We start from the raw sequence: 16,462 nt of genomic DNA on the forward strand, positions 1-16,462 counted from the left end.
CCCATTCTTTTGACATCAAACCTATGAATATTTCGGAATTATCGCTGAACCGGCCAGTACTTGCCGTGGTTATGAACCTCCTCATCATTCTTTTCGGTGTTGTCGGTTATAACTTTTTGTCATTACGGGATTATCCCGCCATTGACCCCCCGATCGTAAATGTACGCACGAGCTACACAGGTGCCAACGCAGATATTATTGAAAGCCAGATTACGGAACCGCTTGAAAAAAGTATCAACGGTATTCCGGGTATTAAAACGATCAGTTCTTCAAGCCAGATCGGCGCCAGTAACATTACAGTAGAATTTAACCTTGAAATCGATCTTGAAGCCGCAGCAAACGATGTGCGTGATAAAGTTAGCCAGGCGCAAAGAAATTTACCGCAGGATATTGACGCGCCGCCGGTTGTAAGCAAGGCTGATGCGAACAGTGATTTTATTCTTCTCCTGGCTGTACAAAGTCCATCAAAGGGACTTCTGGAGCTGAGTGAATATGCTGAAAACGTTTTGCAGCAAAGTCTTCAAACAATTGACGGAGTAAGTGCGATCAATATTTTTGGTCAGAAACGTTATGCAATGAGAATCTGGCTGGACCCGGATAAAATGAACGCATATAACGTTTCATTTAACGATATCAATACGACGCTGAACGCTGAAAATGTGGAATTGCCAGCCGGTAAAATCTACGGAAATCAGACCGAATTAACCATTCGTACAATGGGGCGTTTGACTTCGGAGAAAGAGTTCAGCGATCTGATCATTAAAAACGACAGTACCGGAATTGTTCGACTGAGCAATGTTGCAAAAGTTGAACTTGGGCCTGAAAATGAAGAACAAAGCTGGAAATATAACGGAGTTTATGCCGTTGGTTTAGCGGTAATTCCACAGCCGGGAGCTAACTATGTGAAAATTTCAGACACATTTAACAAACGTCTGGAAGAAATAGCAAAAACGAATAAATCGGACATTACTTTCAATGTACTGATTGACAATACTCGCTTGGTTCGGCAGTCGGTTGAAGAGGTTGAAGAAACGTTGATTATTTCCTTCGCACTGGTTGTTATTGTAATTTTATTCTTCTTCCGGAATTTCCTGGTTGCGGTTCGTCCGCTTATCGATATTCCGATTTCTCTTGTTGCAACATTTTTCGTCATGTATATGTTTGGTTTTTCAATCAACATTCTGACGCTTTTAGGAATTGTACTTGCAACCGGGCTTGTGGTGGATGATGGTATCGTAGTAACGGAAAATATTTTCCGAAAGCTTGAAGAAGGACTTCCGATCCGGGAGGCAGCACTGGAAGGTAGTAAGGAAATTTTCTTTGCCGTAATTTCTACGTCACTTACGCTTGCCGTAGTATTCCTGCCTGTAATTTTCCTTGAAGGATTCGTGGGTAGTCTTTTTCGGGAATTTGGAATCGTGGTAGCGTCTGCAGTATTGATTTCAGCATTTGTATCCTTAACGATCACACCGGTTCTGAACGTTTATCTGAACAGAAAAGATGCCGGACATGGTTGGTTTTACAACAAAACAGAACCATTTTTTACCGGAATGGAGGATGGCTATAACCGGATGCTGAAAGGTTTTATCAAAGTTCGCTGGATGGCCTGGGTTTTGGTTATTGCATGTGTGGGTTTGATCTATTTCACCTATACTCATTTACAAAGCGAATTGGCTCCAATGGAAGACCGGAACAGCGTTCGTCTGAACATGTCAGCGCCGGAAGGAACCAGCTTTGATCAGATGCAGAGTATTTCAGATGAAGTTGTTAATTATCTGAACGATTCGATTCCGGAACGTCAGTTTGTGTTCTCTTCAACACCGGGTTTTGGCGGCGGCGGTATGAACGCTTCCTCAGGACGTATCGGATTAGTTCCGGCTCAGGATCGGAAGAGAAGCCAGAATGATATTGCAATGGCAATCAACAAGAGACTTCCTAAATTTAATAATGCACGTATTTTCGCAGTTCAAGAACAAACGATTGCGGTAGGTATTGGATCTCGCGGAGCGCTGCCGGTTCAGTTTATCCTTCAAAATCTTGACTTTGCCAAGCTGACAGAAGTTATGCCGAAATTCCTGGAAGAAGCACGTAAAGATCCCGTTTTTCAAAATGTTGACGTAAATCTGAAATTCAACAAGCCAGAAGTCTCTCTGACCATTGACCGATTGAAAGCAAGAGATCTTGGACTTTCAACGACCGATGTTGCGGCAACGATTCAGGGAGCATTCAGCGGAAGACGTCTGGCTTATTTTATCAGAAATGGTCAGCAGTATCAGGTAATCGGTCAGGTGGAACGCGCTGAAAGGGATAAACCTGCCGATATTGAAAAATTATATGTGCGCAATAACCGTGGTCAGAATATTCCACTTAGTGCGGTTGTTAAAATGGAAGAACAGAGTGGTCCGCCAACTTTATATCACTACAACCGATATAAAAGTGCAACGATTTCTGCTTCACTGGTTGAAGGGAAAACGGTTGGGGACGGAGTGCTCGCGATGAGAAATATCGCGAACAGACTTCTAGACGAAACATTCCAGACTTCGTTGAGTGGCCCATCCCGAGATTATGAGGAAAGTTCTTCGAATACAAGTTTCGCCTTCGGTCTGGCTTTATTACTGGTTTATTTAGTTTTGGCAGGGCAGTTTGAAAGTTTTACAGATCCTTTTATTATCATGATCACGGTCCCTCTGGCACTGGCAGGTGCGCTTTTGAGCTTGTATATTTTCGGATTAACGATCAATATCTTCTCACAGATCGGTATGATTATGCTAATCGGACTTGTGACGAAAAATGGTATCCTGATCGTGGAATTTGCAAACCAGAAACGAGAGCATGGTATGCAAAGACTTCCGGCGGTAATAGAATCGGCCACACAACGCCTTCGTCCAATCCTGATGACCAGCCTTGCCACCGCATTTGGAGCTTTACCAATTGCATTAAGCCTTGGAGCTGCCGCAACGAGCCGGGTTCCTCTTGGAGTGGTTATCGTGGGCGGTTTAACTTTTTCATTGATTCTGACGCTATTTGTAATTCCTGCGATTTATACATTCATTTCGCCGAAAAGCAACAAGCACAGAGAGCAAACCGCAGCCGCCGAAGAGACAGCTGTTGTTGCCTAGATACTTAATCATTTAATCATCATAAGTCAATTGGTTTTGCATGAACCCGCTAACAAACCTGAACATCAGTATTAAAATAGCATTTTTTCTGTTGATGGCCGGAACGCCGGCCATCTGTCAGCAAAGTACAGATTCCCTTCATATTACCCTGGATGAAGCGATTTCCATAGCTTTAAAAAACAGTCTGGAAATTCAAATCGCAAAAAATGACGTTGAAGCAAATACGATATTGAATAACTATGGTGTTGCTGGCGGATTGCCGTTAATTGCTGCAACGGCTTCAAATACAGAACAAATTCAAAATATTAGGCAGGAACTTCAAACTGGTGGAGGAACTAGCAGAAGGGGAGCGGAAGGTAATAACACCCAGGCGGGCATAACAGCCGGAATACTTCTGTACAACGGAAGAAGGGTTGTAGCAACCAAAAAACGTTTAGCTGAATTACAATATCAAAGCAGTGAAGTCTTGAATTCGCAGATTCAAAATACTATCGCTGCGGTGATGACAAGTTATTATGATGTAGTTCGCCAGATTGGTTACATTAATACTGTGCAATTTTCAATTGATGCATCTAAGAAGAGGCTGGAAATTATTCAGGTTCGTCAGGCTGCCGGAATGGCAAATAATGCAGACTTATTTCAGGCACAAATTGATCTTAATACATTAACACAAACTTTGATAAATCAACAGCTTGCGGTTGATGTTGCCAAATCGGAATTTCTGAGATTGCTGACGCTGGATCCCAAATCACCGGTGTCAATTAAAGATACTATTCTTGTTGATCAAGGTTTACAGATTGACAATGTGCTGGATAAAATAACAGTTAACGCAGATATCAAAGCAGCCGATAACCAGATCCGTATTGCAGAGCTGATTGTGCGCGAAACAGCAGCTCTTCGTTATCCGACGGTCAGATTGAACCTTGGCTATAACTATATCAGAAATCAGAGTACAGCGGGTTTTACGCTTTTGAACAGAGTGACGGCTCCAAGTGCCGGTATCACTCTGGCTGTACCAATTTACAACGGAAGTGCTTTTAAACGTCAGCAACAAGTAGCTGAAATTAATACTTCAACTGCGAAAACGCAGAAACAAGTTTTGGTTCGCGACTATTCAGCACAGGCTGTAAAAATGTTTCAAACTTACCGCCGTTCACTTGAACAGCTTGAAAGTCAGAAGGCTAACTATAAGCTCAGCCAACAGTTACTGGATCTTACTTTGCAGCGCTTTCAATTAATACAAGCCACAATTATCGATGTAAGAGAGGCACAACGCAGTTTTGAAGAGGCGGGTTATCGGTTGATTAACCTGAATTATGCTGCAAAATCATCTGAAATCGAGCTAAAAAGATTGACAAATACTTTAATGTAGTTTCTGCTTTACAGTCAGAAAATATCCCAACCATCTAAGAAACCTAAGAGAACCTCAGAAAATGCGGGTTTTGTCAGATTTCTCAGGTGGTTGAATTGTTTTAAGCGGGACCAACTTATACGATGGTGATTCATTAAGGTGGTAAATACCGGTTTATAGACTTACCTTTGCAATAAACTTAGAGACAAAGAATGCTTTTTATAGGAAAATATAACAACCTCACAATCCTGCGTGATACCAGTGTAGGTTTCTTTTTAGGTGATGTAGAAGGGGAAGAAGTGCTGCTTCCAAACAAATATAAAACGGATGACATGCAAATTGATGATGTTATCAGGGTTTTTGTATACAACGATTCAGAGGACCGCCCGGTTGCTACAACGGAAACACCGAAAATCGTACGCAATGAGTTTGCCAATCTTGAAGTAAAGGATGTTTCCGAACACGGTGCATTTTTGAATTGGGGTTTGGAAAAAGATCTTTTTGTACCTTTCAGAGAGCAGTCCACACCAATGGAAATTGGTGAATGGTATGTAGTGTTTCTTTATCTGGATCAAAAAACTTCCCGCCTGATCGCCACTACAAAACTAGACCGATATCTTGAAAACGAGCGTTTGCTTGTCAAAGAGGGAGACGAAGTGGATTTAATTGTCTGGAAAAAAACGGATCTTGGGTACAATGTTGTCGTAAATCAATTCCATAAGGGACTTATTTATGCTAACGAAGTTTTCAAACCTATCGCTATCGGAGAATCTCTTAAAGGATACGTTAAGAAAATCCGGGACGAGAACAGACTTGATATAAGTCTTGAAAAACAAGGGTATGAAAATGTCGTGGAACCGACTGCTCAGCGTATTCTTGATGACTTAAAAAAGAACAATGGATATTTGAATTTGTCAGATAGCAGCGCTCCCGAAGATATTAACCGGCAATTGGGTATCAGTAAAAAGGTATTTAAAAAAGCAATTGGCGGACTATACAAACAGGGGCTGATTAGAATTGCAGAAGACGGAATTTATTCTCTTGGAGAAGATTGATTTTTTATGCTAAAGAGAGTTTAAAGAACTGCCGCAAGGAGCAAAAGACAGAGGGCCACAGAGATTCATTTTCTCTGCGGCCCTCTTATATACAGCACGGCGTCCGCTATGCGGGTACGCTGTGTAACTAATCCTACTTTTGACCGTATTTCTCTTTGTATTTTTCGTAAAGACGTTTTTGTTTATCGTCAAGATTAACTTTTCCTCCTTTGATGAAAGCCATCTGAACAGCATTTCCACGCATGTCGAGCATATCGCCAGTAGTTACTACAAATGAAGCTTGTTTGCCTTTTTCAAGTGTTCCTACATACTGATCGACACCCATTATCTCAGCTGGATTTTTTGTAATAAACTGTAAGGCTTCCTCAGGTGTCACATCACTGAATCCGGAAGATGTTCCTGCCAGAAATGCAATATTACGCGTTCTCCACCATTCTTCTGCATAAGTAATTGCGACCTTCACACCGGCTTTGTGTAATATACCAGGCATCTCATAAGGGAGATATACATCTTCATCCGTTCCGTTCGGAAGACGGTGAGCAGGATTTAAAACGACAGAGATATTATTGTCTTTAAGGAAACCTGTTACTTTGTTCGCCTGATCTCCGCCTACAATCACAATTTTTTTCAAGCCGAATTCCTGCGCGAATTTTACAGATTCAATAATATCCTTTGCATATTCTGCACGGATATAAAGATTTGCCGTTCCTTTAAACAGATCTTTCATCGCTTCCAAACGCACATTCACCGTTGCAGGTTTGGCGGTTTCGTAATAACCCTTTGCATCAGCAAATGTTGAACGGAAAAGATCGATGATTTCCTGGCGCTTTTCATTTCTTTTAACAGAAACCGAAAAATCTTCATAGTTGAAACTTGTTGCTAAAAACGGCGGCCAGCTTATCCAGATACCATCGTCTTTTTTCAGAACTGCATCTTCCCAGTTCCAGCCATCCGAATAAAATACAGAGGAGGAACCTGAAATAATTCCGCCTTGCGGCACAGCCTGAGATAACAAAATTCCTGTGTTACGTAATGTTGGAATTACCTCGGAATCTGTATTGTAAGCGACCAGCGCGCGAACATGTGGGTTGATATTACCAACTTCCGCATAATCAAGTGTCGCACGAACAGATGCGATTTCCTGTATACCGACTGTTGTATTCATTGAAATAATCCCGGGGAAAATATGTTTTCCTTTAAAGTCAATTATTTCTGCATTGGCACTTGAAGTGGACGAGCCAGCAGGTCCTATCTGAGTGATAATCCCTTTATCAAAAGAGATAACACCGTTTTCAATAACCTGCCCGTTTCCAATGTGAATTGTCCCGCCAGTCAATACCGTAGGTTTTGTCTGCGGTTTTGCCGGTGCCGGGTTTTGAGCCTGAACAGAAATATTAAGACAAAAAACAGCTGCCAGACTAAAAAAAGAGATGACGGGCTTTATATATTTTGTTGTTTTCATAAGACAATTTTGAATAAGTAAATGATGGAGGAGCCAAGACTTGATTGCTTATTTTCCCTCCTCATGTTCCGCATGAATGCCAATAACATCTTCGCAGTGCCACATTCTTGGCTGCGTTCCCTGTGGCTTTTGCGTAGGTTTTCCATCCGCTTTTTCGTTCAGCATTTTCTGAATCAAACGTTCACGTTCCAAAGTCATTTTTTCTTGTTTTGCAACATCTTCTTTGCGGTCAAAATAAACGGTTCCTTCAATCATCGTGAATTCCGGACGCGCATAAATGGATAATGGATGTGCATTCCAAAGAACCAGATCCGCGTCTTTTCCAGCTTTGATACTTCCCATTCGGTTATCTACGTGGAGAAGTTTTGCAGGATTCAATGTTACCATTTTCCAGGCTTCTTCTTCCGGAACACCTCCAAAAGTTACCGTTTTTGCAGCTTCCTGATTAAGTCTTCTCGCCATTTCAGCATCATCCGAATTGATTGCAACCGTAATTCCTTCGTGATACATCAAAGCCGCATTATATGGAATAGCTTCCTTTACCTCCATTTTGTAGGCCCACCAGTCTGCAAAAGTTGAGCCGCCGATATTGCGGTTCTTCATTTTGTCAGCCATTTTATAACCTTCCAAAATGTGTGTAAATGTATTGATCTTGAAATTCAAAGAATCCGCCACATGCATCAGCATGTTGATTTCGGACTGCACATAAGAGTGGCAGGTTATGAAGCGCTGGCTATCCAAAATCTCAGCCAGAGCTTCCAGTTCTAGATCTTTGCGAGGAACTTCCAAACCAGTTTTCTTACCAGCACTATTGTAGTCTTTCCAGCTTTTTGCATACGCTTTGGCTCTGATGAAATGGTCAAAATAAACCTGTTCCACACCCATTCTGGTTTGTGGGAATCTTACGCGGGCCACGTCACCCCAATTTGATTGTTTTACATTTTCTCCCAAAGCAAACTTGATCGTTTTTGCTTCTGGAATCAACATTTCCGATTGAGTTGTTCCCCATTTCAGCTTAATCAACGCACTTTGTCCGCCGATTGCATTGGCCGAGCCGTGAAGCAAGTGAGACGTGGTAACACCACCTGCCAGCTGGCGATAAATATTGACGTCATCCGGATTGATCACGTCGCTCATACGCACTTCTGCAGTGCTTGACTGCGAACCTTCATTGATTGCAAACAATGCAATGTGCGAATGTTCGTCAATAATCCCGTTTGTTAAATGTTTTCCTGTCCCATCCACCGTGCGAGCGCCCGACGGAGCTGATAATCCTTTTCCAACTTTTGCGATTTTCCCGTTTTGGATAATCACATCGGCATTTTGCAAAATCCCCTCCTTCTCATTAGTCCAGATCGTAGCATTTTTCACAAAAACAGTTTCTGATTTTGGAAGTTGCTCATTACCAAAACCAACAAAAGGGTACAAAATCGGTCCTGTTTCCTTAGTTTTTAGCGAAGCAGTATCTTTTTTAGCGATCGCTTTATAATTCTCCGTTAATGTGGCCGTCCAGATTGCTGCTTTTCCATTTGGCAGTATTCCTTCACCGGATAAATTTTTTCCGTTAATCCATCCCGTCAAGCGAACCGTTCCGGGATTTTTCTTTTCTGGCTGATAGGTAAGTGTGATCAGCTCATTGGAGAGAATTACTTTCGGTTTTATTTTAACGGTATCTTTTAAAATAATCTGATATTCCGGCTTGTCTGGTGTACCTGAAATTTCCAGTTTTCCGGTTGATTCTTTATTAATTGAAAAAGAATAATTTCCTCTGAAATCAGGAGCATTTACGGGAGCGACAATAAATTTCTTTCCCTGTATCCAGTTTTCGTAAATCACGTTTTCTTTGCTGAACAAGTCATCTGAGGTGATCAGGAAATTGGCGAGCATACCTGCCTTCAGACTTCCTACCTGTCCTTCGGCTTTTATTAATTTGGCAGGAGTTGTTGTTAAAGCTTCCAGCGCTTTATCCTTTGGTAAGCCGTATTCGATTGCCGTGCGGATTTTGTCCCAAAAGTCTGCTTTGTTTTTCAGATCAGAAGCGGTTAAAGTAAAATTCACCCCACCTTTCGCCATCGTTGAGGCATTTGACGGAGCCATTTCCCAGTGTTTCAATTGATTGATGGTGATCATTTCAGCATCCCAGGGGTCAGTCACATCATAAGCGGAAGGGAAGTTTAGCGGAAGGATCAAAGTGGCTTTTGTTCCTTTAATTTCATCAAGCCTCTGATATTCGTCCCCACCACCCTTGATAATATATTGAATACCGAATTCATCACCAATTTTGTCAGCACGAAGTGCGCTGTACTTATCGTTTGTTTCGAAAAAAGAAGGTAACGTTTTAATTTGATTGAAAGCTTCAAGTGAAAGATTGGTTTCCTTCGTTTTTCCACCTTTCGCATACCAGTCGGCGTCGTAATAATTCTGACGAAGAAGTGCAACGGAACCCATACCGGATGAAGGATATGTTTGCGTTGAAGTTCCTTTGCTGAATGAAAAATGTGCAGATGCTTTCCCGTTCAAAAGCGCTTTGTTTGCCGATTCGTCAGTCAAGGTTACGAGTACTCCATTGCCGCGAACGATACCGTCATGCTGATGCGTCAAAACAGTTCCAAAACCGATTTTTCGTAAATCCGCACCTTTTTTATTGTCGATGACGAAAGTGGCACTTGCATCATTTTCGGGCTGAATGGCCTGATTCCATCCAAAAGCACCTTTTTTATTTGATTCTAACTGAGGAGTTTGGCGTCCGGATGCGCGTGGCTCGCGTTTCACTTCCGGCATCCCATAATCAGAATCCAGATCGATCAATGAAGGATAAATGTATTTTCCTTTCAAATCAACAACAACTGCGCCGGCGGGAATTTTCACCTGTTTGCTCACTTCCCGAATTGTTCCGTTTTCGATAAGTAGTGTTCCGTTTGTAATTGTCGTTTTTGAATCGACCACGATGGTCGCGTTGGTAAAAGCATATTGGCCTTTTCTCTCATCATAGGCGCCGTTCCTCGGGAAAGTTTCCTGGGCATGACACAATGAAGTCAAGGTTAGTCCTAACACTAACGTTGATATTTGTTTCATCATAGAATAGGAGATTTATAAATATTGGACTTAGGGATTTTTGATTACTACTTGTTTGTTGAGACAATATACAATGAAAAGACCAAAATTGAGCCCAATCGCTTCCTATTGTGCTATGGTTACAATCCATACTTGGAATTTCCCTATTGGTTTGTTTTTTTGCATCCGAAATTATTTTAAAATCTACTATGACGTACGAGCAATTCACTTCAACACTTACACAGGCCGCACCTCCGCAGGATATTCCGGTACTTCTTAAAGCACTTTGGTATGACGCGAATAATGATTGGGAAGCGGCACATGATATTGCTCAGAGCAGCGAAGGCACGAAAGCTTATGACCGTCTGCATGCTTATTTGCATCGCGTTGAAGGGGATACCTGGAATGCGGGCTATTGGTACAGGCGCGCGGGAGCCGATGTTTTTAAAGGTTCGCTAAAAGAAGAATGGCAGTTTTTGGTTGAATCTCTTTTGTGAGCAAATACGGATTCGGCTACAACTCTTACCATTTCGGATACAATTGCACTCTGACAACCTTGCACCTTTGTGACAGGCTAATTCAATACAAATGAATTATCCCATTCACAATTTAAATAACGAAAGATGAAAACGATCTTGATTACGGGTGCGTCGGCCGGACTGGGAAAAGCTACGGCCAAATTGTTCAGGCAAAAGGATGGAGAGTACTTGCAACAATGCGAAATCCTGAAAAAGAAAAAGAGCTGAACCAGTTGGAAAATGTGGTTTTACTACCCCTGGATGTTACCAATATCCAGCAAATTGAAGCAACAGTAAAAGCTGCGATTGGTCTAGGAGAGATTGATGTGGTTTTTAACAATGCCGGTTACGGACTTATCGGACCCCTGGAAACATATTCAGAGGAAGATATCAGAGCGCAGTTTGAAACCAATTTCTTCGGAGTATTATGGGTGACAAAAGCTTTCATCCCTTATTTCAAAGAGAAAAGAAACGGATTGTTTATCACGACAACCTCTCTTTGCGGATTGACATCCTATCCGCTTTCGTCAATCTACAATGCCTCCAAGTGGGCTTTGCAGAGTTGGAGCGAAAGCATGTCTTATGATTTAGCGCAATTTAATATCGGCATAAAAAATGTTGCGCCGGGAGGAATCAAAAGTAATTACATGAATGTGATGAAAGTAGCCGAGGATAAAAGTTACGAGCCTTTGATGAAGCGACTTTCAGAGGGTTTTGCTGACGGCACGTTAATGGAATTTTCAGATTCTGAAATAATCGCAGAAGAAGTTTACATTGCGGCAACCGATGGAAAAGATCAACTGACGTATCCGGCCGGAAATGATGCCAACAGAATTTATGCGCAAAGACTTGCAGTCGGCCCCGAAACGCATCGAAGAACAGTAACAAAATACCTGAACCTTGTAAGCCCTTTCCAAAGCCCGGCTCTTTGAATCCATCAATTTGGTATGGGCGTTCCGTTAAGGGATACCTATACCATTATTTGAAAGTATATGAAACCTGACACAGTAAAGCCCGTCATCTTTAATTCCATTTCCGAGTTACACCGTGATCTGGGATTGCCCAAACCGTTGCATCCTTTGGTGAGCCTGGTGGATTATGGAGAAATTAAAGAGAACACGGATGAGCTTGTAAAAGGGATGATCCTTAATTTTTACAAGATATCGTATAAGAGAAATTTCCGGGGAAAGATCAGGTACGGACAGCATTATTACGACTTTGATGAAGGCGGGTTGTCTTTTATTTCACCGAATCAAGTCATAACGGGAAACGTTGCAGAGGCTGATTATGGTGGATATACTTTGCTTTTTCATCCCGATTTTATACGCAGTCATGCATTAGGTTCTGCAATTAGAAGATTTGGATTTTTCGCTTATTCGGCGTCGGAGGCATTATATCTTTCAGATAAGGAAAAGGAGATCATTATCGGGATTTTTAAAAATATCGAATATGAATTATCCCAGTCGATCGACAATTTCAGCCAGGATATCATAATTTCGCAAATCGAGCAGCTGCTGAATTATAGTAACCGGTTTTACAATCGCCAGTTTATTACCAGACAAGCAGCACATCATGATTTATTAAATCAACTGGAGAAATTATTGGATGACCATTTTAATCATGAAGATGGATTAACCAAAGGTCTGCCATCCGTTCAGGACATTTCCGGTCAGCTTAGTGTGTCGCAAAGGTATTTGAGTGATATGCTCAGGCAACTAACCGGACAGACTACGCAACAGCATATTCATGCTAGATTAATTGAAAAAGCAAAGGAAATTCTGATATCCAGTAACCTGACCATTGCAGAGATTGCTTATAAACTCGGTTTCGAACATCCGCAGTCGTTCAATAAATTATTTAAAAGTAAAACCAGCTCTTCACCCCTTGAATTCCGGCAATCTTTTAATTAATTCTGAAACGGAAAGAAATTATTATAAAGTTTAATTTTCCTGCGTCAGTTTCTTAATAATCTGTTCCCGATCTTGATCACTGATTTGTAACTGGTTTTTAATAAACAAATCAATCCCACCATATTGCGTGTCAATAACATCGAATGTGGCTGCGAGATAACGCTCATCAACGCTCATAAAATTCTCAATTACCTTTAAATTGATTTTGGGCTTGATGATTTTTCCAAGTTTAGCCTTCCGGAATATTTTCTTCAGCTTGTCGCGCCTGTAATAATTTGACATCAGATATTCGTCAAAAATCGTTTTTCTATCCACATCTAAAATTGAAAGAATCACTGCGGTCACAACACCTGTTCGGTCTTTTCCGGCAGAACAATGGTACAGAACAGGTTCGTCGGAGGCCAGTATATTTCGCAGAAGTTCCCTGAGGGATACCAGATCGCTGGTTACTATATTTTGATACAGCTCGGTAATCATCTGAAAGGACTGATCTTCTGAAATTTCTCCCTGAAGCAATTTGCCACGCAACTGCGTCAGCATGTCTCCGTTATCCTTCACAGTCGGAGCCTGGATATACCGAACATTTTTTGGCAACTGGTCTTCCTTTCCTTTTATTTCGCTTTCCGTCCGCAGATCAAAAACGGTTTGAATCTTCAGGTTATTAAATTTTTCGAAATCAGTCGGTTTTAAATCAGCCAGATTGTCGGAACGGAATATTTTACCCCATCTAACCTGGCGTCCATCCTGCGTTTTTAGACCGCCGATATCTCTGAAATTAATAACATCTTCAAAATCAACCCTGCGGTTGTATAATGTCACAGTGTCCTGGCCCGATATTGTTTTGAAATACGGTCTTTTATTGGGATCTGATAGTTTTACAGGATTTTTGTCTGCATCTAAAATAGTCTGTTTGGAACCGTCAATCACCAGTACTTTTGAAATGGAGCCTTCGTTGTAGTGAAGTACATAATCATCCTTGCTATTTTCAACATAGTTTTCTTCCGAGAGAGTTTTCTCGTAATAATGAGCCGGAAGTTTCGCACAGGATAAGACTAATGCCGGGAAAATTAAAGTTAGCAGTCTGATTTTCATTTATTAAATATATGCCCCGGAATATTCAACAAACCAACCATCCTATGAGTTCTTTTCCCTTTCAAATTGATAAAATCGTATCAATTTGAAACAGTTAAGCGTGTGCTGTTTAGATTTTTTATTTTCTAATGTCCTTATTTTGAGACTCTTATAAGGGTTATGTTTTTCCGGCGCATAATTTATGGAGCCGAAATTAGGTCTAACTATAAATCAAAAAATCATGTTATATATTCCGGATGAGGAAGAACAAGAAGATGAATCGGAGCCCGATCATTCTAAGCCAGACTGATACAAGAGTATCAATGTGAAGAAGAACACTATAATCCTTGAATTTGGATTATAGTGTTCCGTTTCAATCAGACTCTTGGTCGAGAAAGTTCAACCTTTCCAACCAGGTCAACGACGTTGTTGACCTTCATTTTTTTGTAAATATTATTTTTAATTGTGCTGATTGTTGAAACAGCAAGTTTCAACTCTTTCGCGATATCCACCGTACGGCGGCCTTTGATCAGAAATTGCATGATTTCAGATTCCCGGACCGTCAGCGAACCCACCAGATTTGGCTTCGTTATATCACTTAAAAGATATTCTGTGAGCACATCGTCCATGTACTTTTTACCACGCATGATCGAACCGTATGCTAGTAAAAATTCTTCCTGGCTGATCGATTTCATGCAAACCCCATCGACCCCTTTTCGCAAATAGGGCAGGGACCAGGCTTTCTCAGATTCTTCTCCGATCACAATAATCTTGATGTCAGGTTGTTTGCGGCGTATTCTCTCCAATGCAACCAGATTGGTGTAATTGGATAAATTGGTGTCAATAATGAGCAAGTCAAAATCTGAATTTGCCAGGGTTACCTGCATGTTCTCCCAATTGGTCTCTCTCGAAAATTGCATGTTTCCGACATTTTCGCGGATACAGGAGGTAATACCTAAGCTCAAAAGCTCGTTTTTGATCAATAGCAGTATTCTTGTCATTTTTTATTATGTTCTGGGTGGGTAAGATAATTTTCATAAAATTAAATCTGTTTCGTTGAAAAAACAGACGAAACAGAAAATAATACGGGCCTTAATAATTCATAGTGTGTGTACACGTCAGAGAAGGATATGTTTACGATATGCCAGTTGTTTATGCGTGTATAGTGTTTTTTATTTATCCAAATCTAGAATAAAGCTCTGAATAAATTTGTCGAGTATCGGCGTCTTATTTATAGAATTTATCGATCCTTTAATTAGTGATCTGTCTGCCATATGTGTCGGCCTTGTTGGCGTAACCAGCATACGAAGCTCAGAACAAAAGCAAGCAGGCCTAACGGGAAGCTCCCGAGAATCAACAGCCGGATAGTACTAAACGCAGCCTGGAAGTATAAAAAACAAACCCGCTTCCTGGACCAGGAAACGGGCTGTAAGAACCACTGGAATAAATAACGTTACTTATTTACTACAATCTTTGATGTAGAAATCAGACCATTCTGGCGAGTAACTTTTACGATGTACATTCCTTGTGGAAGGCTGGTTACATCAATCAGTCCATTACCAGCTGCGAAACTGGAAGATGCGCGGTAAACTGCGTTTCCGTTCAGATTGTTGATGACAACTTCTTTCACGGTACCATTATCACGAATGAACAGCCTGTCTGTTGATGGATTCGAATATACCGAAAGTTGCATCTCTGTCAATCATTTTCAAACGGTACAGATTTTGTCCGTGGATAGGTTTAATATGGCTGAAAGAGTAATTTTCAACACATTACTTTCGCCGCTTAAAGCAACTTCTCCCAAAACATCTTATTTTGGAATCCATATAACCTGGTTATGCACTACGCATTAGTACCGGAAGATGCTGAGGCGGGAGCTGGCGACTGGATTCCGGTGAATGACCAGGAAACGGATATCCGCTTTTCAAGCTTAAAGTCAGGGAAATACGTGCTCCTGATAAGAAAAGCTGATGGTTTCGGTACCGACCAATATACGCTAAAAAAAATATATTTAAATATTGCTCCGCTTTGGTATGAAACGTGGTGGGCCATCTTACTTTTTATACTGTTACTGTTCGCAGTGGTTTACATGTATAACTTTTTCCGGCTGAGAAATGTAATCAGGAAGAATCAGAAACTTGAAACGCTTGTCCAGCACAGGACCAACGAATTGAGTCGTGCGATGAGTCATCTGGAAGACTCGAGAGAAGAAATGAGCAAAAAAATTCATGTCTTGTCGAGGCTGTTAACCTCCATGACCCATGACATTCAATCGCCGCTGAACTTTGTTGGTATCACGTCGTCCAATATTTCACCCCTGATTGAAGCAGGAAGACTTCCCGAAGTTGAAAAAATTGGAGAAATGATTGCAGACTCGTCGAAGCGGATGAGTATTTTGCTCCGGGACATGCTGAACTATCTCCGGATCAACGTGTATGGTAACAGGTTAAAATTTGAAGATATACGGCTCAGACCGCTCGCGGAGGAAAAACTGGATATGTTTAGAAACATGATGGACGTGAATAACACAACTTTTATCAATAATATTCCCGAGGAAATTAAAGTCAACAGTGATCTGCAGATGGTCGCGATCATGATCCATAATCTTGTCGACAATGCCTCTAAATATACCAGGAACGGTACCATAGAAATTTATGCTGATATTTTTGAAGATCATAAAGTGGAGCTGGTTGTTGCAAATACCGACTTTGGTATTCCCCAGCATATCGTGGATATGATCAACGCCCCAACGATGGAAGACAAGCCAGATTCTGCCACTCCGACCAATAAAGCGGGCCTGGGATTACTGATTGTAAAGGAAGTTTCTATTATGATTGGCGTTTCCCTGCACATAACGCAAACTGACCAGACAAGATTTCATCTCGTTTTTAATTGATCTCAGGTAAAAGCAAAATTTCGCAA

Annotated in this window: 12 protein-coding genes; 7 read left to right on the forward strand and 5 right to left on the reverse strand. The window is 41.2% G+C overall.

The genetic code is table 11. The features are described 5' to 3' along the window. Positions 1-23: 23 nt before the first annotated feature. The 3 genes from BMY70_RS28575 (at position 24) to BMY70_RS28585 (ending at position 5,525) form a co-directional block, all read left to right on the forward strand. Positions 24-3,119, forward strand: coding sequence for an efflux RND transporter permease subunit (locus BMY70_RS28575; protein WP_090341535.1), 3,096 nt, complete (start codon positions 24-26; stop codon positions 3,117-3,119). Positions 3,120-3,159: 40 nt separating this feature from the next. Continuing rightward, entirely contained in the window at positions 3,160-4,491 is a 1,332-nt protein-coding gene (locus BMY70_RS28580; RefSeq protein ID WP_090341537.1) for a TolC family protein, read from the forward strand. Between the two features lie 191 nt (positions 4,492-4,682). Next, a complete protein-coding gene (locus BMY70_RS28585) occupies positions 4,683-5,525 on the forward strand; it encodes a CvfB family protein (protein ID WP_090341539.1) in 843 nt (280 codons plus the stop codon). A 133-nt stretch (positions 5,526-5,658) separates the two neighbouring features. Here the strand turns inward: BMY70_RS28585 and BMY70_RS28590 are convergent, their stop codons facing one another. Both BMY70_RS28590 and BMY70_RS28595 read right to left on the reverse strand, forming a co-directional pair. Beyond that, positions 5,659-6,987: an amidohydrolase family protein gene (locus BMY70_RS28590; protein WP_090341541.1), complete on the reverse strand. Its 1,329-nt coding sequence runs from the start codon at positions 6,985-6,987 to the stop codon at positions 5,659-5,661. Between the two features lie 48 nt (positions 6,988-7,035). Then, positions 7,036-10,065, reverse strand: a complete 3,030-nt coding sequence (locus BMY70_RS28595) for an amidohydrolase family protein (protein ID WP_090341544.1) — start codon at positions 10,063-10,065, stop codon at positions 7,036-7,038. A 185-nt stretch (positions 10,066-10,250) separates the two neighbouring features. On the opposite strand from BMY70_RS28595, the gene BMY70_RS28600 reads away from it, so the two are divergent. The 3 genes from BMY70_RS28600 to BMY70_RS28610 all read left to right on the forward strand — a co-directional run bounded on the left by BMY70_RS28600 (position 10,251) and on the right by BMY70_RS28610 (position 12,469). Beyond that, complete coding sequence (locus BMY70_RS28600) at positions 10,251-10,538, forward strand: hypothetical protein (RefSeq protein ID WP_090341546.1); 288 nt, start codon at positions 10,251-10,253, stop codon at positions 10,536-10,538. 182 nt (positions 10,539-10,720) lie between these two features. Beyond that, positions 10,721-11,491 (forward strand): SDR family NAD(P)-dependent oxidoreductase, encoded by a 771-nt coding sequence (locus BMY70_RS28605; protein ID WP_229209826.1) that lies wholly within the window; start codon positions 10,721-10,723, stop codon positions 11,489-11,491. Between the two features lie 60 nt (positions 11,492-11,551). Next, positions 11,552-12,469: a helix-turn-helix domain-containing protein gene (locus BMY70_RS28610; RefSeq protein ID WP_090341548.1), complete on the forward strand. Its 918-nt coding sequence runs from the start codon at positions 11,552-11,554 to the stop codon at positions 12,467-12,469. 30 nt (positions 12,470-12,499) lie between these two features. On the opposite strand, the gene BMY70_RS28615 is transcribed toward BMY70_RS28610, so the two are convergent. From BMY70_RS28615 to BMY70_RS28625, 3 genes are all read right to left on the reverse strand, one after another. Continuing rightward, on the reverse strand, positions 12,500-13,561 hold the full coding sequence (locus BMY70_RS28615; RefSeq protein WP_090341550.1) for a tyrosine-protein phosphatase: 1,062 nt from the start codon (positions 13,559-13,561) through the stop codon (positions 12,500-12,502). 356 nt (positions 13,562-13,917) lie between these two features. Then, positions 13,918-14,541: a LuxR C-terminal-related transcriptional regulator gene (locus BMY70_RS28620; RefSeq protein WP_090341552.1), complete on the reverse strand. Its 624-nt coding sequence runs from the start codon at positions 14,539-14,541 to the stop codon at positions 13,918-13,920. Between the two features lie 452 nt (positions 14,542-14,993). Next, entirely contained in the window at positions 14,994-15,233 is a 240-nt protein-coding gene (locus tag BMY70_RS28625) for a T9SS type A sorting domain-containing protein (RefSeq protein WP_090341554.1), read from the reverse strand. A gap of 144 nt (positions 15,234-15,377) precedes the next feature. Here BMY70_RS28625 and BMY70_RS28630 point away from each other — a divergent pair, with 144 nt between their 5' ends. Further along, positions 15,378-16,436 carry a sensor histidine kinase gene (locus BMY70_RS28630; RefSeq protein ID WP_090341556.1) on the forward strand — a complete coding sequence of 353 codons (1,059 nt, stop codon included), beginning with the start codon at positions 15,378-15,380 and terminating at the stop codon, positions 16,434-16,436. Positions 16,437-16,462 lie beyond the last annotated feature (26 nt).

Origin of the sequence: Dyadobacter koreensis, from assembly GCF_900108855.1 — a bacterium.
Lineage (GTDB): Bacteria > Bacteroidota > Bacteroidia > Cytophagales > Spirosomataceae > Dyadobacter > Dyadobacter koreensis.